This is a genomic window from Bacillus sp. 491mf, assembly GCF_900112415.1.
In the GTDB taxonomy this organism is placed as follows: domain Bacteria; phylum Bacillota; class Bacilli; order Bacillales; family Bacillaceae_G; genus Bacillus_A.
In genome coordinates this window covers 32,725-51,574 of record NZ_FOLV01000026.1, presented here as the reverse complement: position 1 = coordinate 51,574, position 18,850 = coordinate 32,725, and the positions used below count along the sequence as shown (strand labels likewise).

At 37.0% G+C, this 18,850-nt stretch carries 19 protein-coding genes, 2 pseudogenes and 1 other annotated feature; of the genes and pseudogenes, 11 read left to right on the top strand and 10 right to left on the bottom strand.

Going from position 1 to position 18,850, the window contains the following annotated elements:
• The 4 genes and pseudogenes from BM211_RS18805 to BM211_RS18790 all read left to right on the top strand — a co-directional run.
• Positions 1 to 104: pseudogene (locus BM211_RS18805) on the top strand (transcriptional regulator); the annotation flags it as partial.
• A gap of 606 nt (positions 105 to 710) precedes the next feature.
• Positions 711 to 1,121 (top strand): annotated as a pseudogene (locus BM211_RS18800) (alanine:cation symporter family protein); the annotation flags it as partial.
• A 157-nt stretch (positions 1,122 to 1,278) separates the two neighbouring features.
• On the top strand, positions 1,279 to 2,703 hold the full coding sequence (locus tag BM211_RS18795) for an alanine/glycine:cation symporter family protein (protein WP_090998972.1): 1,425 nt from the start codon (positions 1,279 to 1,281) through the stop codon (positions 2,701 to 2,703).
• Positions 2,704 to 3,008: 305 nt separating this feature from the next.
• Positions 3,009 to 4,190, top strand: a complete 1,182-nt coding sequence (locus BM211_RS18790; RefSeq protein WP_035433190.1) for a NupC/NupG family nucleoside CNT transporter — start codon at positions 3,009 to 3,011, stop codon at positions 4,188 to 4,190.
• Between the two features lie 537 nt (positions 4,191 to 4,727).
• On the opposite strand, the gene BM211_RS18785 is transcribed toward BM211_RS18790, so the two are convergent.
• From BM211_RS18785 to BM211_RS18770, 4 genes are all read right to left on the bottom strand, one after another.
• Positions 4,728 to 5,906: an NAD(P)/FAD-dependent oxidoreductase gene (locus BM211_RS18785; RefSeq protein WP_090998970.1), complete on the bottom strand. Its 1,179-nt coding sequence runs from the start codon at positions 5,904 to 5,906 to the stop codon at positions 4,728 to 4,730.
• Between the two features lie 44 nt (positions 5,907 to 5,950).
• Positions 5,951 to 6,391 (bottom strand): DUF1641 domain-containing protein, encoded by a 441-nt coding sequence (locus tag BM211_RS18780; RefSeq protein WP_035433187.1) that lies wholly within the window; start codon positions 6,389 to 6,391, stop codon positions 5,951 to 5,953.
• Positions 6,392 to 6,993: 602 nt separating this feature from the next.
• The gene (locus tag BM211_RS18775; protein WP_020062878.1) at positions 6,994 to 7,500 is read right to left on the bottom strand and encodes a ferritin; all 507 of its coding nucleotides are present in this window, start codon (positions 7,498 to 7,500) and stop codon (positions 6,994 to 6,996) included.
• 63 nt (positions 7,501 to 7,563) lie between these two features.
• Positions 7,564 to 7,878 carry a MazG nucleotide pyrophosphohydrolase domain-containing protein gene (locus tag BM211_RS18770; protein WP_035433185.1) on the bottom strand — a complete coding sequence of 105 codons (315 nt, stop codon included), beginning with the start codon at positions 7,876 to 7,878 and terminating at the stop codon, positions 7,564 to 7,566.
• 72 nt (positions 7,879 to 7,950) lie between these two features.
• On the opposite strand from BM211_RS18770, the gene BM211_RS18765 reads away from it, so the two are divergent.
• Positions 7,951 to 8,529 (top strand): LOG family protein, encoded by a 579-nt coding sequence (locus tag BM211_RS18765; protein ID WP_035433183.1) that lies wholly within the window; start codon positions 7,951 to 7,953, stop codon positions 8,527 to 8,529.
• Between the two features lie 118 nt (positions 8,530 to 8,647).
• On the opposite strand, the gene BM211_RS26800 is transcribed toward BM211_RS18765, so the two are convergent.
• Together BM211_RS26800 and BM211_RS18755 are read right to left on the bottom strand one after the other, a co-directional pair.
• Positions 8,648 to 8,800 carry a hypothetical protein gene (locus BM211_RS26800; protein WP_035433182.1) on the bottom strand — a complete coding sequence of 51 codons (153 nt, stop codon included), beginning with the start codon at positions 8,798 to 8,800 and terminating at the stop codon, positions 8,648 to 8,650.
• Complete coding sequence (locus BM211_RS18755) at positions 8,770 to 9,210, bottom strand: Dps family protein (RefSeq protein WP_035433180.1); 441 nt, start codon at positions 9,208 to 9,210, stop codon at positions 8,770 to 8,772. The genes BM211_RS26800 and BM211_RS18755 overlap by 31 nt, the downstream gene beginning before the upstream one ends.
• 191 nt (positions 9,211 to 9,401) lie before the next feature.
• Between BM211_RS18755 and BM211_RS18750 the strand changes: the two genes are divergently transcribed.
• The 3 genes from BM211_RS18750 (at position 9,402) to BM211_RS18740 (ending at position 12,520) form a co-directional block, all read left to right on the top strand.
• The gene (locus BM211_RS18750) at positions 9,402 to 9,836 is read left to right on the top strand and encodes a DUF3920 family protein (RefSeq protein WP_035433178.1); all 435 of its coding nucleotides are present in this window, start codon (positions 9,402 to 9,404) and stop codon (positions 9,834 to 9,836) included.
• 185 nt (positions 9,837 to 10,021) lie between these two features.
• Positions 10,022 to 10,720: a pirin family protein gene (locus tag BM211_RS18745; RefSeq protein WP_090998966.1), complete on the top strand. Its 699-nt coding sequence runs from the start codon at positions 10,022 to 10,024 to the stop codon at positions 10,718 to 10,720.
• A 150-nt stretch (positions 10,721 to 10,870) separates the two neighbouring features.
• Complete coding sequence (locus BM211_RS18740) at positions 10,871 to 12,520, top strand: M4 family metallopeptidase (RefSeq protein WP_090998964.1); 1,650 nt, start codon at positions 10,871 to 10,873, stop codon at positions 12,518 to 12,520.
• A gap of 45 nt (positions 12,521 to 12,565) precedes the next feature.
• Here BM211_RS18740 and BM211_RS18735 read toward each other — a convergent pair whose 3' ends face one another.
• Together BM211_RS18735 and BM211_RS18730 are read right to left on the bottom strand one after the other, a co-directional pair.
• On the bottom strand, positions 12,566 to 12,880 hold the full coding sequence (locus tag BM211_RS18735) for a metal-sulfur cluster assembly factor (RefSeq protein ID WP_035433172.1): 315 nt from the start codon (positions 12,878 to 12,880) through the stop codon (positions 12,566 to 12,568).
• A 152-nt stretch (positions 12,881 to 13,032) separates the two neighbouring features.
• Positions 13,033 to 13,833, bottom strand: a complete 801-nt coding sequence (locus BM211_RS18730; protein WP_035433170.1) for a class I SAM-dependent methyltransferase — start codon at positions 13,831 to 13,833, stop codon at positions 13,033 to 13,035.
• A gap of 118 nt (positions 13,834 to 13,951) precedes the next feature.
• Positions 13,952 to 14,224: a binding site (T-box leader), on the top strand.
• Between the two features lie 51 nt (positions 14,225 to 14,275).
• On the opposite strand from BM211_RS18730, the gene metG reads away from it, so the two are divergent.
• Together metG and BM211_RS18720 are read left to right on the top strand one after the other, a co-directional pair.
• Positions 14,276 to 15,916 (top strand): methionine--tRNA ligase, encoded by a 1,641-nt coding sequence (metG, locus tag BM211_RS18725; protein ID WP_090998962.1) that lies wholly within the window; start codon positions 14,276 to 14,278, stop codon positions 15,914 to 15,916.
• 149 nt (positions 15,917 to 16,065) lie between these two features.
• Positions 16,066 to 16,680: a DedA family protein gene (locus BM211_RS18720; protein ID WP_035433166.1), complete on the top strand. Its 615-nt coding sequence runs from the start codon at positions 16,066 to 16,068 to the stop codon at positions 16,678 to 16,680.
• Positions 16,681 to 16,736: 56 nt separating this feature from the next.
• On the opposite strand, the gene BM211_RS18715 is transcribed toward BM211_RS18720, so the two are convergent.
• Together BM211_RS18715 and BM211_RS18710 are read right to left on the bottom strand one after the other, a co-directional pair.
• Positions 16,737 to 17,114 carry a DUF3938 domain-containing protein gene (locus tag BM211_RS18715; RefSeq protein WP_035433249.1) on the bottom strand — a complete coding sequence of 126 codons (378 nt, stop codon included), beginning with the start codon at positions 17,112 to 17,114 and terminating at the stop codon, positions 16,737 to 16,739.
• A gap of 334 nt (positions 17,115 to 17,448) precedes the next feature.
• Complete coding sequence (locus BM211_RS18710) at positions 17,449 to 18,342, bottom strand: YitT family protein (RefSeq protein ID WP_090998960.1); 894 nt, start codon at positions 18,340 to 18,342, stop codon at positions 17,449 to 17,451.
• A 204-nt stretch (positions 18,343 to 18,546) separates the two neighbouring features.
• Between BM211_RS18710 and BM211_RS18705 the strand changes: the two genes are divergently transcribed.
• On the top strand, positions 18,547 to 18,831 hold the full coding sequence (locus BM211_RS18705) for a hypothetical protein (protein WP_035433163.1): 285 nt from the start codon (positions 18,547 to 18,549) through the stop codon (positions 18,829 to 18,831).
• Positions 18,832 to 18,850 lie beyond the last annotated feature (19 nt).

Sequence of the window (18,850 nt, the reverse complement as noted above, 5' to 3'; positions counted from 1 at the left end):
AGTTGAAAGCTGCTAAGATCGTCGCAGGTACTCGAAAAGGGCTAGAAATTTATTATGAAGTAGTAGATAGTCGTACGAAGATGATTGTAGCTAATATCATTTAAATGGAAATGATGGAGTTCTTATATTTTTTAACAGTCTAATATTGTATTGTAGGCTCTAAAATACAATATTAGACTGTTAACCGATTTATCCCGCATTAACGGGCAGTAAGACCCCCACCTCAAGATTCAGAAAGAAGCAAAGAAGATAGGTGGGGGATAACTGCCCGTAAAAGCCCGATTGGTTCAACTAACCGTCAGTGGGGGATGAAGAAAACCCCCACTGACGGAAGTTTCACTTTATCGAGAGAAGAAATTTGATAACTACTTAGTCACTTTATGAAAAAAGGGCAGAAAAGCATTTTACTGGCTATGTATAGGAGCGGTCAGAGTCTTTTCCTACCGCGCAGCGACTTATATAAAATCATATCAAAAAGCACAATTCGGATAGAGAGAATTGTGCTTTTTTAATGGATTATATTTCCGTGTTAGAAAATGTGACATAACGTTTTTTCTTGTAAGCGTTTGCAATTTAGAGTATTTTGAAGGAAAACGGAGAATTCGAGAGGTAATGTCATGTGAAATTGTTGTTTTGTCGAAAATTGTTGATTTTTGAAGGGATTTAAATTACAATTGAATTTGTGTAAGGAAAAAGGGGGGGACAACATGATTAGCATTTTAGAAAAATTTGTTGGGGCAACGAATAATATTTTATGGACTTATGTAATTATTGCGATGTTAATTGGCTTAGGCCTTTATTTTTCTTTTAAACTTAAGTTTGTTCCAATTCGTCATCTAGGGGAAATGGCGGATAAAAAAGGCAGCGTTTCTTTTTTTCAATCTTTTTGTATAAGTTCTGCAGCCCGCATCGGGATTGGTAACTTAGTAGGGGAGCGCTAGCGATTTCGTTAGGTGGCCCAGCTTACTATATGGAAAAAGGTTTAAATAAGCGCTGGATGGGAATTTTATTCTCTATCTTAATTACAATTAGTTATGAACTAATTTTTAACTCTGTACAAGCAAATACAGTTACACTTGCTTGTAAGAATTAAGAATGCATTTGGTCTTGAACGTTATATATAAGTCCAATTTAAAAATCTGGCATACGGAACAAGCATGATGGTGCAGCTGTTAGCTGTACGGTTACATGTGTATATGAGACGAGTTTATTTATGTCGGAAAAATAAGATTATTTTATATGAATTAGGGCTACTAAATTTTGATATGAGGTGATGATATGGGACAATTTTTGTCGGATCTATTGGGATTAACAAATGATTTTCTGTGGTCTAAATTGTTAATTATTATGCTTGTTACTTTCGGAATTTATTTTACGTTTAAATCGAAATTTGTACAGTTTCGAATGTTAAAGGAAATGGTCCGTGTGTTAATGGAAGGAAAAGCTGGTTCTAAAGATGAAGTTTCCCCATTTCAAGCGTTCTGTATTGGTATGGCCGCTCGCGTTGGAACGGGAAATATCACAGGAATTGCGATTGCGATTGCATTAGGCGGTCCTGGAGCGGTATTTTGGATGTGGATTATTTCTATTATTAGCTCAGCATCCAGCTTTGTTGAAAGTACGTTAGCGCAAATATATAAAGTAAAAGATAAAAGTGGTTTCCGTGGTGGTCCGTCCTATTATATGGAAAAAGGATTAAACAAACGTTGGATGGGAGTATTATTCTCCATTTTAATTACGATCACTTTCGGTCTTGTATTCAATTCTGTCCAATCAAATACTGTTACAATTGCTTTTGAGAACGCATTTGGTACAGATCGTTTAACTTTAGGAATTATTATGGCTGTTGCTTTCGCTGGGATTATCTTTGGCGGTGTGCAGCGTATTGCAAAAATAGCTGAATACAAGGTGATGTTTCTAGCTGTTTTATACATTGGTATTGCATTATTTGTTATAGTTACAAACATAACAAAAATGCCGGAAGTTCTTTCTCTTATTGTTCAAAATGCATTTGGCTTTAAACAAATAGCAGGCGGTTCAATCGGCGCAGCGCTCATGCATGGGGTTAAACGTGGTTTATTCTCAAATGAAGCTGGTATGGGAAGTGCGCCAAACGTTGCCGCAACGGCAACAACAAGCCATCCGGTGAAACAAGGACTTATTCAAGCATTTGGTGTATTAACGGATACACTGATTGTCTGTACAAGCACAGCATTTATTATTTTACTTTCTGATGCATACAAACAACCAGAGCTAAATGGTATTGCACTTACACAAGCAGCATTAAGTGAACATGTCGGCTCTTGGGCATCAGGGTGTCTTGCTATCTTTATTTTCCTATTTGGATTCGGTGCGTTAATTGGTAACTATTATTACGGAGAAACAAATATTCGATTCTTAAACAATAGTAAAGTATGGTTGATGGTATACCGAATAAGTGTGTTATCCATGATTGTATTCGGTTCGGTTGCAAAGATCCAATTTGTATGGGATTTAGCGGATTTATTTATGGGCTTTATGGTTATCATAAATTTAATTGCGATTGCGTTTCTTGGTAAATTTGCATTTGCTGCACTTACAGACTATATGAAGCAGAAGAAAGAAGGAAAAGATCCTGTATTCCATGCAAGTTCTATTCCGGGATTGAAAAATGCAGAATGTTGGGAAGATCCAGTGATTGAAAAAGAAAAGCAAGTAGGATAGTAACGAGAAGGGACATAGAGGTGGGAGTCTATGTTCCTTTTTTCTGTATATTTTTCCCTTTAAAAAATATATTGCTTTTTAGAAAGATAACGCTTACAATTAATTTATGGATGAAACCAATTGATATCATTCTCATATTTCGCAATAATTATTCAGTATAGAATTCCGCTTAATGCAAACGCTTACTAATGTAGGTGGTAATTTAATTTTGAGGGAATTATTTTTTTAATCTAAATTGTCAGACGTCTATCGTTAGACGACTGGTACATCATGGTAGACTAGACTACAAAATGGAGGATTCAAGTATGAAATTTGTCATGTTTCTTGTCGGATTAATTGCTGTATTTATAATGGCATTTCTTGTAAGTAGTGATCGGAAAAAGATTAAATATAAGCCAATTGTTATTCTACTAGTTATTCAATTAGGATTATCATATTTCTTACTAAATACACAGATTGGGTACTATTTAATTAAAGGAATTTCTGACGGATTTACTGCAATTTTAAAATTTGCGGACGCTGGAATTAGCTTTGTATTTGGTGGGATGGTAAATAAAGGAGAATTCACATTTTTCCTTTCTGTATTACTTCCAATTATTTTCTTAGCGGTGTTAATTGGAATTCTGCAACATCTTAGAATTTTACCGATTATTATTAAAGCAATTGGATTTTTATTAAGTAAAGTAAATGGTTTAGGAAGATTAGAATCTTATAATGCAGTAGCAGCGGCAATTGTTGGCCAAGGTGAAGTTTTTATTACAGTAAAAGATCAACTAAGTAAGCTACCAAAAAATCGTTTATATACACTCTGTGCATCTTCTATGTCAACGGTTTCCATGTCAATCGTTGGTTCTTACATGAAAATGCTTGACCCTAAATATGTTGTAACAGCACTTGTTTTAAACTTATTTAGTGGATTTGTTATTATTCACATTTTAAATCCTTACGATGTAAGTGAAGAGGATGATATTTTAGAGTTACAAGAGGACAAGCATCAAACGTTCTTCGAAATGCTAGGCGAGTACATTATGTTAGGATTTTCAATTGCAGTTACAGTAGCAGCAATGTTAATCGGATTCATTGCATTGATGGCAGCAATTAACGGTCTATTTGATTCTGTGTTCGGTATTACATTCCAAACAATCTTAGGATATGTATTCTCACCATTAGCGTTCATCATGGGTATTCCAGCATCTGAGATGGTAACAGCTGGACAAATTATGGCAACAAAATTAGTAACAAACGAATTCGTTGCGATGCTTGATTTAGGAAAAGCAGCGAGTGGCTTATCAGCTCGTACAGTTGGTATCTTATCTGTATTCCTTGTATCATTTGCGAACTTCTCATCTATCGGAATTATCGCAGGTGCAACGAAGAGTATCGATGGAAAACAAGCAAATGTTGTATCTTCTTTCGGATTAAAACTTGTATACGGTGCAACATTAGTAAGTATTCTATCAGCGATTATCGTTGGGGTTATGCTATAAAAATAAGAAAAGCAATGAGCAGCGGGCTCATTGCTTTTTTTGTTGTGTACTCAGCTTAGCTGGGCACTGCTCATAAGAACCAAGTCGCCTGGTAGCTGACAGGCACTTGGGGGAGAAATTCTAAGATTGAAGCCCTGTGACAAAGTAACTTCTTACTAGAAGTGCGAGTGGATTTGCAGAGCGTAACATAAAGTGAAACTTGCCGCCTCGTCAAGAGCACTCTAGCTCGAGCCTGGAGTTAACAGGTGAAGAACACAGAAGATGTGAAGAACTCGGAAATGAAAGATTGAAGAATCCCTCGAGGTAAGGAGGGAGATGCCTCACATACAGTTTTCTACTGTCCGCCTAGGCACAGCGAACTGTTTTTTACCGTTTAAAAAGAAAGGATTACACTACACAAAATTGTAACAAAATAGACAGTATATTTAGAAATTTTAAAAGGTGCATGTTACTTTCTTGTCGAATAAGTTATGTAGAGAATTTTGATTAAATAAAAACCCGAATCATAGGTAAACATGATTCGGGTTATCATTCAGATTAATAAGCTAAGCTGAATAGACCTTTAATGTGTGATAAGTAACGAACGTTACTTGCTTCTTTCATTAGAGATGCTGGTAAGCCTTTAAGTGGAGTTGAGCTTGCTCCGATGATAGCAACTGCATCTTTACGGCCTAAACTTGCAAGTGTTCCAGAGTTTACTGGTGCAAACTCTTCGAATGCTTTTTCTTCTAGATGTGCATATAGATTGTAGCCAATTAGTTCGCCCATTTGCCAAGCGATTTGTGCTGTTGGCGGATATGGACGGCCTTCTGAACCGAAGACAACTGCGCTGTCACCTGCAACGAATACGTCTTTATGAGAAGTAGATTGAAGGTATTCGTTAACCGTTGCACGGCCGCGGTTTACTTCAAGACCTGATTCACCTACTAGAGGGTTACCTTGAACGCCACCTGTCCAAACGAACGTATTTGCAACGATTTTTTGACCATCTTTTAAATCAATTGTATTGCCTTCAACGTTTGTTACAGGAAGGCCTGTTAAGAATTGAACGCCGCGTGCTTCTAAGCTAGTAGTTGCACGTTCAATTAAATCATCCGGTAATACTGGAAGGATTTTTGGACCTGCTTCAACAAGCAATAGTTTAACTTCTTTCGGATTTACGCCGTGGCTTTTTGCAAACTTTGGCATAATATCAGCAAGTTCACCAACTAGCTCAACGCCAGTTAATCCGCCACCGCCGATTACGATTGTTGCGTCAGCTTCATTTTTTGTTTTTGCGTATTCTTGAATGCGTTCTTCAACATGTTTGAAGATTTTGTTTGCATCGTTTGCAGATTTTAATACCATGCTGTTTTCTTCTAATCCTGGGATGCCAAAGTAAGCTGTTTTACTTCCTAAAGCAACTACAAGAGCATCGTAAGATAAAGTATTGCCGTCAGCTAATTTTACTTCTTTTTTGTCTACTGAGAATGACTCAACTGTTGCGATTTTAAGATCGATATCTTTGCCTTTGAAAAGTTTTTCTAATGGCATAGCAATTGCCTGTTCAGAAACATTTCCTGCTGCAAGGCGGTGTAGTTCTGTAATAATTTGATGTGTTGGATATTGGTTGATAACGGTAACTTGTGCTTCTGATTTGCTGTAATGTTTACGTACATTTAAAGCTGCAAGAAGTCCGCCATAACCAGCACCTAAGATGACAATTTGTTTTGACATAGTATGATATCCCCCGTCTTTACTAATTGTTGTATAAGAAAGAATTATTTATGATTGCGTTCTGCAGTAATTTGAAGATAAGCGTTTACAAAGCGAAACATTTTTTGTGCTTGCGGATCTTTTAGCATTTTTAAAAGGCCGAAAAGACCGATAACTTCGTTGCTTTCTTCAGCGCGATCTTTCGCTTCAATAGCAGTTGCAGCAATGCTTTTCACTGTATCTTTTACAGGTTCTGCAAGTTCTTGGATCGCTCCAACAGTATCATTTTTTAATACTTCATCAGTAGCGACTGCTTGAGCGAAATCATATGATTTTGTTAAAATGTTAACTAGCTCAGTTAATTTTGGAAGTTGTTCTACTAATGTAGTTAAAGACTCTTGAACTTCAGGCTTTAATAGCTGATCAAGTACGTCAAGCTGTCCTTTGTTAGCAGAAATTTGTAATGATTCTTGTTCAGGCTTTGTTTGAGTGATTGTTTCTGGCATCTCCAATTCTCCTTTACGATAGCAATACTTCTTAAATTTTTGGGAATGAAAGAAGATTCCCCATTACAGGCAAGGTTCCTTCGTCCGTACAACTCGAGGAAATTTATAAAACTTTATACAAAGATTTAGGGCAAGATGCTCTTAAAGTTACTATTACCGGTGAATATGTCTTTTCAACCCGTTGCAACATTCGAATAAACTATAAGTAATCGCCGAATCTGAAATAGTAAATTTTAAAAGGCTAATTGCGTCCTCTAGCTTATGGACTTGTCCAGTAGAAAACTTTGTTTACCAACTGAATATATTATATACTACAATACCCCTATGTTAACATAAAAATGATTATTAAGCATTCGATTTTAATGACTATAATCTACGAACTTACTGGGGGTTATACATGTTGTTTTATTCCAACTTTACAATGTAAGAAGCATAAATTGACGAAAGCTGTCGATTTATGTTTTTTTGTTTTATTAATTGTAGTTATAGTAAGTCTAAAAGAAGCCAATTCGAACAGAGTTAATGAAAACAAAAGAGGGTAAAATCATTGAGGTTATGTTAAAAAAGAAAAGCAATGAGCAGCGGGCTCATTGCTTTTTTATTTACTCTGCAGGCGGAGTAAATGTACGTTTTTCTAATTCGGCATCTAACATAAATAATGCGTTTGAATCACTTGTAATACGTTTTAATTTTTGAATGATGCTATCGAAAGATGCTTCTTCTTCTACTTGCTCATCAACGAACCATTTTAAGAAAGTGATAGTAGCATGTTCGCGCTCATCCCATGCAATATCAGATAAGTTATAAATACGTTTTGTAACTTCGCGTTCATGCTCAAGAGCGATTTCAAAAGCAGATAAAATCGATTCGTATTCGTTATTTGGATGATCAAATCCAGTGATGATTGCACGCTCACCGCGATCGTTAATGTAATTGTACAGCTTCATAGCGTGGAAACGCTCTTCCTCTGCTTGGACAAGAAAGAAGTTCGCAAAACCATCATAGCTCTCTGATGTACAGTATGCTGCCATTGCCATATACACATGGGCTGAGTAAAATTCAAAATTCATTTGATCATTTAGTGCTTCACGTAATTTTGGAGATAACATAAAAAGACCCCTTTCATATGATTACAATATAATCATATCATAGTTGAAAATAATTCTCATTTATTATTCGAATCGTTTAGAAAGTTTTTTCACATGTGTTTCCATAATATCTTGCAAATCTAGGTCATATTTTTGCGCTAAAATAATGAGGTTTCCTAATACATCTCCAAGTTCTTCTTTTAATTCTATTGTTAGTTCCTCTGCGCTCTTCGTCGTTTCATCTGGACGATCGCGTCCGATTTCGATCGCGCGTACAACGCGAGAAACTTCGCCAACTTCTTCTGCTAAAAAATTAACGCGAATAAAAGAATTATATTGGGCCCAGCCGCGTTCACGATAAAATTGTTCCACCCAACTTTGAAATTCATTCGTGTTCATCCTTCCCTCTCCCTTTCAATATGTAGTATGATTACATTGTAGCATAACAATATATAGTTTTGGGGTGGCGGAATGAAACGAATTTGTGTGTTTGCAGGATCAAATATTGGGGAACGTCCAGAGTTTCAAAATGAGGCTCGTCAACTTGGGAAAATACTAGTTCAAAATAATATAGAGCTTGTATACGGCGGTTCTTGCGTTGGATTAATGGGAGAAGTAGCAAATCAAATATTAGAGTTAGGCGGCCGTGTAACAGGTGTCATGCCGCGTGGATTATTTCGAGGAGAAATTGTTCATCACGGTTTAACTGAACTAATTGAAGTGGAAACAATGCATGAAAGAAAAGCGAAAATGAGTGAACTTGCTGATGCATTTATTGCATTGCCAGGCGGATATGGAACATTTGAAGAACTGTTCGAAGTTGTATGCTGGTCACAAATTGGGATTCATGAAAAGCCTGTTGGATTGCTCAACATTGCAGAATTCTACACACCGCTATTACAAATGGTAGACCGTGCGGCAGAAGAAGGATTTATGAATCCATCAAATAAAGAATTGCTTGTCTCTGCACAAACGGCTAATGAATTGTTCGTGCAAATGAAGAATTACAAACGACCAGTTATGGGGAACAAGTGGAAGCAATTAACATGATAAAAACCGGATGGGGGGTCCCACTCGGTTTTTTTGGTACGCGTTTCGCGTCAGATATCGTCGAAGGATCTTTATATCGTGTCGAAGCGCCGATATATCGGCGCCGTCTCCGCTTTTCTTATGATCCAGCTCCAGCGGCTAGAACAGTCGGTCGTTTCGCGCCTTCCGCTGAGGCAAAAAGCGCCTCTACGTCAGGAGCTCCAACGCCCTCTTGTTTTGAGCGAGCCGCTTCCGCTTTTCTTATTGATTCAAGAATGCACGTAGCATCCATGCGTGTTTTTCAAGTTCTGTGTAGATGCCAAGTAGTAGGTCGGATGTCATTTCGTCGTCTGCGCCTTGGGCGATTTCCATGCCTTTTTTTAGTTCGCCTAGCATCATTTCGTAGTCTTTCATAATTGCTTCGACCATTCCTTCTGCATTTTCTCCGTAAGCTGCTTCTTGGATAGAGGATAATGTTAAATATTCTTTCATTGTTGCTACTGGTTTGCCGCCAATTGCTAAAATACGCTCTGCAATTTCATCGATGTGCGTAGCTGCTTCTGTATAAAATTGTTCGAATTTCTCGTGAAGTGTAAAGAATTGAGGTCCTGTAACGTACCAGTGGTAATTGTGTAATTTTGTAAATAAAACGCTCCAGTTTGCTACTTGTTTGTTTAATGATTCAACTACTTGTGTATTCATGTGATCAAGCCCCTTTAAATTGTTATTTTATACTGTTTGTTAATTTATAATAATTATAATCTAGTAATAGGTATAAAATCAACCCCCTCTGCATATATAATTTTTAAACATTTTGTGACGTACCGATATGTTTAACAAAAAGGCTCATGTGGCATACAAGTAATAGAGAGTAAAAAGAAAGGAGAATGAAAATGCAACTCCCATTGGAAAGGATATATCAACAGGCTGGGAACTGGTATGTACTTGATGACGATTTTCCGTGGGATATACATCGAGTAAAGAATGATGTTTTCTCATTAATTGAACGACGTGAAGTACCTGTTATTTTCTGTGATACGTGCGAAATGAATGATGTGTTAATACGATTAGGAGAAGAAGAAGAAGAATGTTTATTTCCTTTAAGCGGATTTTATCATAAGGAAAAGCAGCTCATTTTTGTTTGTATGTGGGAGAGATATGAGGGTGTATTGGAAACATTGTTACATGAGTTTCGGCATGATATGCAGCATGAACAGAAGTTATTGTACATTGGGGATGAAATGTATGAAAAGCGGTGGATTGAAAAAGATGCACGGGTGTTTGCAAAGAGAAAGCTGAGAGAATATAGGAGAAGGTATGCGAACTAAAACATAGTATGTGCTATGTTTTAGTTTTTAACTTACAAAAAGAAAGTGGTTGACATTTTATAAGTTTAGTTCTAAACTGTAGTTACAAAGCTAAGCAAGACGAAGCAACTGTTGGAATGATTAAGTATCGTTTGAAAAAATTTTAAATAAATATCTTGAATTCGAGATAATATGGGGTGAAAAATATGTTTAAAAAAGTTGATCATAAACAAATGGGAAGAGCAAATCACGGTTGGTTAAATACACATTTTCATTTTTCATTTGCAGATTATTATAATCCTAATAATATGAGATTCGGTGCACTTCGCGTTATTAACGATGATTTAGTAGCAGCACAAACTGGATTTGAGATGCACCCGCACCGTGATATGGAGATTATTTCTTATGTAGTGGACGGAGCATTGACACACCAAGATAGTATGGGAAATCGCGGGACAATTGAGCGTGGGCATGTACAATATATGAGTGCCGGAACAGGTGTCTTCCATAGTGAGCACAACTTAGGTAATGAAACATTACGTTTGCTGCAAATTTGGATTTTGCCAGACCGTGCTGGTCATACACCAAATTACGGTGAATTTAAATTTGATTGGAATAAACGTGAGAATACATGGTTCCACATGGTTTCACCAATTGATGGCGGTGCAAAGGTTGAAATTCATCAAGATGCAAACTTGTACTCTCTTGTTTTAGAAAAAGGAAAAGAGATTACATTCTCAGTTATTGAAGGGCGTCAAGCTTATTTGGTTCAAATTGAGGGAAGCGGCGTTGTGAACGGTGAAACGTTAGTAATGAGAGATGCAGCAGAAGTAATTGAAGAAGATATTCACATTCAAGCAGCGGAAACAGCTCATTATTTAGTAATTGAGATGAAGAAACAATAATTGTAGTAAGCGAGTAGCGTCTAAATGAGGCGCTACCATTTTTTTTAGAATATTCTGTCTGAATTTTCTAAAAAATAAAAAGGAGGGTATCACTACATTACCTAGAATTGTATAAAAGTGTCAAAAAAATAGGGATGGGGAGTGTTGTTTTTGAAGAAGAAGGTTTTATCTTCAACGTTAGCTTTGTCTATGGCTTTAGGAGCATTTGCGACATTAGGTACGTCACGTACATATGCAGATGAGCAAAAAGTTCAATACAACCAAGAATTCCAAACGCCATCTTATATTGGGGAAGAGTGGAAAGCACCGGAAGGATTAGATAAAAGAGAAACGGTGTTTGAGTATTTAAAGAGTAAAAAAGACATGTTTAAATTAGTAGGAAATATTGAGAAACATTTTGAAGTCGTTGGTGAAGAAAAAGATGCACAGGCAGAAACGACACATGTGAAGCTTATTGAAAAACATAATGGTGTTCCTGTTTATGGATCTGATCAAACAGTATCACTGGATAAAGATAATAATGTAAAATCATTTTTCGGACAAGTTATTCCGAATTTAGAAGATAAAAATATTCCATCGAATGCGAGCATTTCAGGAGATGAGGCTGTAAATATCGCAAAGGCTGGCATTGAGAAAGAAATTGGAAAAGTAGATAACTATGATGGTATTAAAAAAGATTTGTATGTATATGAAAAAGATGGACAATATTATCTGTCTTATCTTGTAAAAGCATCCACTTCAAAGCCGGCACCAGGCTATTGGCATTATTTCGTTGATGCAACAAACGGAAATGTCATTGAGAAGTACAATGCGATTGATCATATTACTGGGTTTGGTTACGGTGTAGCGGGAAATCGAACAAGTTTTGAAATGGCACAGGACTCAAAAACTGGAGCTTTTTATTTATTCGATGGAACACGCGGAAAAGGTGTTCATACATTTGATGCACAAAATATGGATGAAAATTGGTTCAACCTATTCTCACAATGGCTTGGATATACCGGTGAGGAAATAGAAAGTAAAAATAAATTCTTCGATGATAAAGCAGCTGTTGATGCGCATGCTAATGCTGAGAAAGTATACGATTTTTATAAGAAAACATTCAATCGTAATTCCTTTGATAATAAAGGAGCGAAGTTAATTTCTACTGTTCACGTAGGGGAGAAATGGGATAATGCAGCGTGGAACGGTGTCCAAATGATGTACGGAGACGGTGATGGAGAAGAATTCGTTGCATTCTCAGCAGGACTTGATGTTATTGCGCATGAGCTTACTCACGCAGTAACAGAGTACACTGCAGATCTAGTGTACAAAAATGAGTCTGGCGCATTAAATGAATCGCTATCTGATATTATGGGTGCAATGGTTGACCGCGATGATTGGGAGCTAGGGGAAGATATTTATACACCAGAGATGCGCGGAACTGTACTGCGTTCTTTAAAAGACCCAGCTTCTATTCCAAATCCATTAAAACCAAGTGAAGGCTACCCAGATCATTATAGTAAGCGTTACACAGGAAATATAGATAATGGTGGTGTTCATATTAACAGCAGCATTAACAATAAAGCGGCATACTTAGTTTCTGAAGGTGGCAAGCATTACGGTGTTACTGTAAATGGTGTAGGCCGTGAAGCAACAGAAAAAATTTATTACCGCGCTCTTTCAAAATATTTAACTGCAAACTCAAACTTTAGCATGATGCGCCAAGCTGCAATTCAAGCGGCTACAGATTTATATGGCCAAAATTCTAAAGAAGTACAAGCTGTGAAGAAAGCATATGATGCAGTAGGAGTAAAATAAGATAAGAAACGAAAAGACCTGATTCATTTCAGGTCTTTTTCTCGTCTAATCTCGAACGCCTAATGCGATTTTAGCAAACCTGGACATGCGCTCTTTTGTCCATGGTGGATTCCAAACAACATTTACTTCAATTTCGTTTAATTCAGGAACATTTGTTGCTAATACCATTTTGACATCAGATACAATTTGCCCAGCCATTGGACAACCGATAGAAGTCATTGTCATTGTAATGACGGCATTATGTTGTTCGTCAGTTGTAACGTCATATACTAAACCAAGATTTATAATATCGACGCCAAGCTCAGGATCAATTACAGCTTCTAAATTGGCATACACTTTATCTTCCAAAGTTTGAGACATGTTAACACCTCTATTATTAATTGATATTTATTCTCATTATAACGGATTTATAGGAAAGATGCAGTGATCTAGCTCACAGTATTTTTCATATAGAAAAAAGCATTCCGTGTAACAGGGAATGCCTTTGCTGCGTCATCAAAAAACAGATTGTTCTACATATTTTTGGCGATAAGTGTATAAAGTCCAGGGATGTGATCTTCAATTCCATTCGGAGCATGAGGGGGGAAGACCCATTTTTGCTTTGCACCACATTCTTCTGTGAGCTCTTCAATATGAAGACCTGCCTGTGCAATGTTTGTTACAATTTCGCCTAATGTCCATCTGCGGATCAGATTTTTTGGTAAAGCGTCACGTTCTTCTTCTGACAAGAGTATACTGTAGGCTACATCTACCTCGACTACATCTTTTTGGAAATAATCCCCGCTTGCAATTACTTTGTTATCTTCTACTTGTAGCAGTTTTGTATACATGGGGTGATAGTCGCGTAAAATAAATATTCCACCTTGTTTTAATAATTGAGAAATGATTGTACATAAAGGCTGTAAATCTATGAAATAGTGGAGCACACCAAGCTCGAGTAATACTACGTCAAATGAGCCGATTGTATCTTGTATATGGAGCACGTCAGACACAATGTATTCAATATGTGTTTCAGCGGCTGCGGCAAGTTCTCTTGCATATTTTGCGTTGCTCTCTGAAATATCAACGACCGTTACCTCTGCGCCTAGTAATGACAGAGCAACCGCCTTACTTCCTTTTGATCCCATTAGATTTATAATTCGTTTTCCACGGACTGCACCGATGTAAGGTAAATAATGAGTGACCTCGCCAGCGGGATTTTCTCGTATTTTCTTACTGTAAGACTGCGGCGTTCCGTGGCGATTTGTCCAAGCCTCATAAGCAGCTTTACTCCATCCAGTTTTATTTGCTATGCTTAATTGCTCCTGATTCAAAATAATCTCCCCTTTCCGTGAAGGTATATAGTTTCCTTATGAAAATTAAAAAATCCTTCTAACTACACAATAAAAGTTTGATTTTTCTGTATAATGAATATACAATGTGAATTACATATGAAAAGCGTTGAAGAGGAAAAGTAGAATGAATTCATTCTTTCCAGAGAGCTTCGGGAGCTGAAAAGAAGCAAGAATGATCATTTGAACAATGGCCTCTGAGCTTCGTCCTGAACTTATCACTTGATAATAGTAGGCGGCGACGAGCGTTGGCTCTCGTTATCAAAGTCACAGTATACGAGCAATGATTGCTCCGTACTCGCAGAGGTCAATTGTGTGAGCAATTGACGAAATAAGGTGGTACCACGACTGTATATACAGCCTCGTCCTTATCTTTTTAGAAGATAAGGGCGGGGCTTTTTTATTTTTAAAGGAGGAATGTAGGATGAATATTTTTATTGGAGGCGCTTGGCCATACGCAAACGGATCGTTGCATCTTGGTCATATTGCTAGTTTACTGCCAGGGGATATTTTAGCGCGTTATTATCGGTTAAAAGGGGACAATGTGCTATATGTATCAGGAAGTGATTGTAACGGTACACCGATTACGATTCGAGCTAAACAGGAAAAGGTAAGCGTTAAAACAATTGCGGATCGCTATCATGAAGAATTTGAACGATGTTTTCAGGAGCTAGGTTTTTCGTATGATTATTATGCTCGTACGGATTCTGCTTCTCATCATCAAGTCGTTCAGAATATTTTCTTAGAGCTTTTAGAAAAGGGGCTTATTTATAAAAAGACAGTAGAGCAAACATACTGCGAGACTTGTGTACAGTTTTTGCCAGATCGTTATGTGGAAGGAACTTGTCCACATTGCGGTGCAGGTGCGCGTGGTGATCAGTGCGATGCGTGTTCTGCTATTTTAGATCCGATAGATTTGCTCGAGAAAACATGTAAACTGTGCGGCAAGGCGCCGACAATTAAGGAAACAGAGCATTTTTATTTTGCATTAACTTCATTACAAAAGCAGTTAGAAGAGTATGTAGAAGCGGTGAAACAAAATGGAACGTGGCGTGAGAATGCAGTGCAATTAACGCTTCGCTACTTACAAGAAGGTTTACAAGACCGCGCTGTTTCAAGAGATTTACCAATTGGCGTGAGCGTTCCCGTTTCTGGATATGAGGATAAGAAGGTGTATGTGTGGATTGAGGCTGTGTCTGGTTATTATTCAGCAAGTAAGCAATGGGCGCAAGAAACAAACGGTGATGATTCACCATTTTGGCGAGAGGATACACGGACGTATTATGTGCATGGTAAAGATAATATTCCGTTCCATACAATTATTTGGTCAGCTATTTTGCAGGGGGTACAAGCAGAAGCATTGCCTCAATATATTGTTTCGAATGAATATTTAACAATTGAAAAAAGAAAGTTATCAACAAGTAAAAACTGGGCTGTTTGGGTTCCAGACATATTGAAGGAATATCATCCGGATTCAATTCGTTATTTTTTAACTGTAAACGCACCTGAAAATCGAGATACGGATTTTTCGTGGCGGGAGTTCATTTATAGCCATAATAGTGAATTGTTAGGAGCGTACGGAAATTTTGTAAACAGGACGCTGAAGTTTCTTGAAAAATATTATGAGAATGCTGTGCCGACTGGTCAAATAAATAAGGAATTGGATGAAAAGCTAAAGGGAATATACGTTGAAGTAGGAGAGTCTATTGAAAAAGCGCATTTTAAACAAGCGCTGGAGACAATTTTTGAACATATTCGCTATGCGAATAAATATTTCGATGAAAGGAAGCCGTGGACACAAATAAAAGAAGATAAGACAGCGTGTGATGACACGATGAGAAACTGTATTCACCTCATCGTGAATTTTGCACAAGTGTTGGCACCGTTTCTTCCATTTTCGTCTGTACAAGTAGAGCAAATGTTAGGAGTTTCAAAGAGAGGTTGGTCTTATACGACTGAATGCCCAGTTCGTATTTCAAATGTGTCACCGTTATTTGAACGTGTTGATGTGAAGAAGATTAAGGAAGAAGTGGAAAAACTGAATGAGTCTATGAGCGGTATATGAGAAGTGGGGGAAACAGCCAGTCTCCTTACAAAAATGTAAGCTTATTGTAAGTAATTAAGATAGTACTTCTCGTGTAATTTTTATACAATTAAAATACGAGATAAGAACGTTTAGAAGATTGCATATCAGCAAGAAAAGGAGAGATCAACATGGAATGGGTTCACGAATTATTTCAACAGTACGGCTACTACGTTGTACTTGTTGGACTGCTGTTAGAATATATTGCACTTCCGTTTCCGGGAGAGCCAACATTAGCTTATGCAGGATATTTAGCACACACAGGTGAGTTACACTTACCATTATTAATCCTTTTCTCTTTCTTAGGGACAAGCGTTGGAATGACAATTCAATATTTGGTAGGAAACAAGCTTGGGATGCCATTTATTCAAAGGTACGGAAAATATGTCTTTTTAACGCAACGTAAAATTGATTTAACGCGAAAATGGTTTGATAAGTATGGGCATTCTTTAATCTTTATCGCCTTTTTTATTCCTGGTGTACGTCATTTTACAGGATATTTTGCGGGTATCATTAATTTGCCATTTCGCCGCTTTGCGATAACAGTTTATTGTGGGGCGTTATTTTGGGTATCGTTCTTCTTAGTAGGCGGTTATTGGTTAGGTGGCAACATAGATGCTATTTTTGGATTGCTTGAAGATCATATCGGGAAGATTATTATCGGTGTTGTTGTGATTGTGGCGGTAAGTGTAGCTGTACGATTCCGTAAAGAAATTAAACGTGTGTTTGTACAATCAGTAAATTAAAATGATCCATTTCATGTTGAAAAAGGCAGTGCTTAAAGAGAAGCACTGCCTTTTTATTATGAATTACTTTCCACCTGAACATGACTGTCATCTTGTAGTAACTGAAAGATATCTGCCATGCAAAATGCGATAAACCAAGTCCAAAGACCGTGAAAGAAAGCTGTGCTAAGTTGCAGTGGTAAGTCATAATTTGTTGTTGAAAATGAGATACAAGCACCGACGATGCCGATCATTGTTAAAAGCGTCGTTTTTCGAGTGTTTTCTGTCCGGTTGAAAAAGAAGAAAATAAACGAACCTAAAACGGAAGCGCTTACAATGGAATCAATTCCATTAATATATAAATTTTCACCAATAAGAGTATTTGTCCAAAAGCATAAGAGACCGCCTGCTATGGAAAATAACGTTGCGATAATAAGTCTAATATTCTTGTTCATATGTTTTGCTCCTTTATCACTATAATTTGAATAGGAGAACCAATATATAAATCCATTTTGATTTTCCGACATCTTTGTCGAGCTCCACCGACTGTTCTGAGCGAGCCGCCTCCGCTTTTCTTTATAAGTCGCTGCTATGCAGAATACAACGTGACTTGCACGTGCTTTCTCCTTTTGTTTTAAACCTTTTCTGTCGTATATATATTTATTTCTTATTTTTATAATACATAGTATAACATGTTTTAGATTCGAATAAAAATAATTATCAGATATTTTGAATTTTGGAGGATGTTATCTAAAAATAAAAACGCAAGGACATCATCCTTGCGTTTTGTTATATACGTTTAAATCGTCCGACTACTTCTACTGTTTCTGTGATGTTAATAAAAGCGTGCCTATCAACATGCCTTACCAGACGTTTAATTTCTCCTAGTTCATAGCGCGTAACAACTGTGTAAATCATTTTTTTCTTATGGTTTGTATATCCACCGACAGCATCAACCATTGTTACACCGCGAATTCCGTGTTGAAGCAAAGCTCTTTTCACGATATCTCCTTTTTCTGTAACTGTCATCACTGTTAATTTAATGTGCTTTGTATGAATGGAATCGATTACTTTACTTGCTACAAATCGGCTAATCAGTGTGTAAAGTGTAATATCCCATCCAAAAATAAAACCAGCGATTGCAAGGAGAATAAGGTTAAAGACAAAAATGATAGATCCAATTGAAATATCCCGATGTTTTGCAACAAGTAACCCAATAATATCGAATCCGCCTGTCGAAGAAGCGAACCGGAAAATGATTCCTGTTGCAGCCCCGCACAGCACACCGCCAAAGACAGAAGATAATAAAATATCATCTGAAATTTGATGAACGGGAACAACGTTCATAGCAAACGTCGATATAGTAACGAAATATGCTGTTAAAAAAGTTGTTTTCTTTCCTAAGTAAAAATAACTAAGAAAGAGAAGTGGAATGTTTAATAAAAAGATGAGTGCACCAATGTTGTAGTGCATTAAATAACCGATAATCATCCCAACACCAGTAAAGCCGCCACTAATCATGTGATGTGGAATAAAAAACATATTCATTGAAACTGCATAGAAAATTGAAGCAACTAAAATAACAATCAGTTGAATTACAAATTCTAAATGCCATGTTTTTGCAGCTGGGAATGATAAAAAGGCGGTATCGGGAACGAAATCGGCGTCTCCTAGTTGGCCCATGTCTGTTTTCATCTCCATATTCATTTTTGATTACAAGAAGAGGATAATGCTTTTTTCAACAACTGACAATAGTTTTATTATTATGCAAAAATTTTATAAAATTTCTACAACTTAAACGCATGTATAATAACATGAATATGTCAAATATAAGGAATTTACATGTTGAAGCATTATGATATAATCCTGTCATAAGGATGTGAAGAGATGGAATTTCTGTTGCAAGATGCAATGTTGTATATATCTGTTGTAACAACGGCACTTTGTTTATTAGAAGTTTTGTTTCTCACTAATGTTTCGCGTTTTGTACGCCAACAAACATATAGAGGGAGACAGAAAGCTTTCGCATTTGTGGAAACGTGCGAGAAGCATGTAGGGAATATTTCGTTTTTCTCTATTTTTTATAAACATGGAATGGCCCACTCAGTCCGCAGGCAAGAAGCAAGTGGAGAGAGTGATGATGTAGGTCCGTATATACCAATGTTTCGCTAACGAATTATGAAACATTGGA

Excerpts from the sequence above, each read along its gene's own strand:
- metG (WP_090998962.1), top strand. The coding sequence starts at position 14,276 with ATGAATATTTTTATTGGAGGCGCTTGGCCATACGCAAACGGATCGTTG.
- BM211_RS26800 (WP_035433182.1), bottom strand. The coding sequence starts at position 8,800 with ATGGATGCTACGTGCATTCTTGAATCAATAAGAAAAGCGGAAGCGGCT.
- BM211_RS18755 (WP_035433180.1), bottom strand. The coding sequence starts at position 9,210 with ATGAATACACAAGTAGTTGAATCATTAAACAAACAAGTAGCAAACTGG.
- BM211_RS18770 (WP_035433185.1), bottom strand. The coding sequence starts at position 7,878 with ATGAACACGAATGAATTTCAAAGTTGGGTGGAACAATTTTATCGTGAA.
- BM211_RS18710 (WP_090998960.1), bottom strand. The coding sequence starts at position 18,342 with ATGGGCCAACTAGGAGACGCCGATTTCGTTCCCGATACCGCCTTTTTA.
- BM211_RS18765 (WP_035433183.1), top strand. The coding sequence starts at position 7,951 with ATGAAACGAATTTGTGTGTTTGCAGGATCAAATATTGGGGAACGTCCA.
- BM211_RS18745 (WP_090998966.1), top strand. The coding sequence starts at position 10,022 with ATGTTTAAAAAAGTTGATCATAAACAAATGGGAAGAGCAAATCACGGT.
- BM211_RS18790 (WP_035433190.1), top strand. The coding sequence starts at position 3,009 with ATGAAATTTGTCATGTTTCTTGTCGGATTAATTGCTGTATTTATAATG.
- BM211_RS18775 (WP_020062878.1), bottom strand. The coding sequence starts at position 7,500 with ATGTTATCTCCAAAATTACGTGAAGCACTAAATGATCAAATGAATTTT.
- BM211_RS18795 (WP_090998972.1), top strand. The coding sequence starts at position 1,279 with ATGGGACAATTTTTGTCGGATCTATTGGGATTAACAAATGATTTTCTG.
- BM211_RS18785 (WP_090998970.1), bottom strand. The coding sequence starts at position 5,906 with ATGTCAAAACAAATTGTCATCTTAGGTGCTGGTTATGGCGGACTTCTT.
- BM211_RS18705 (WP_035433163.1), top strand. The coding sequence starts at position 18,547 with ATGGAATTTCTGTTGCAAGATGCAATGTTGTATATATCTGTTGTAACA.
- BM211_RS18715 (WP_035433249.1), bottom strand. The coding sequence starts at position 17,114 with ATGAACAAGAATATTAGACTTATTATCGCAACGTTATTTTCCATAGCA.
- BM211_RS18735 (WP_035433172.1), bottom strand. The coding sequence starts at position 12,880 with ATGTCTCAAACTTTGGAAGATAAAGTGTATGCCAATTTAGAAGCTGTA.
- BM211_RS18780 (WP_035433187.1), bottom strand. The coding sequence starts at position 6,391 with ATGCCAGAAACAATCACTCAAACAAAGCCTGAACAAGAATCATTACAA.
- BM211_RS18750 (WP_035433178.1), top strand. The coding sequence starts at position 9,402 with ATGCAACTCCCATTGGAAAGGATATATCAACAGGCTGGGAACTGGTAT.
- BM211_RS18720 (WP_035433166.1), top strand. The coding sequence starts at position 16,066 with ATGGAATGGGTTCACGAATTATTTCAACAGTACGGCTACTACGTTGTA.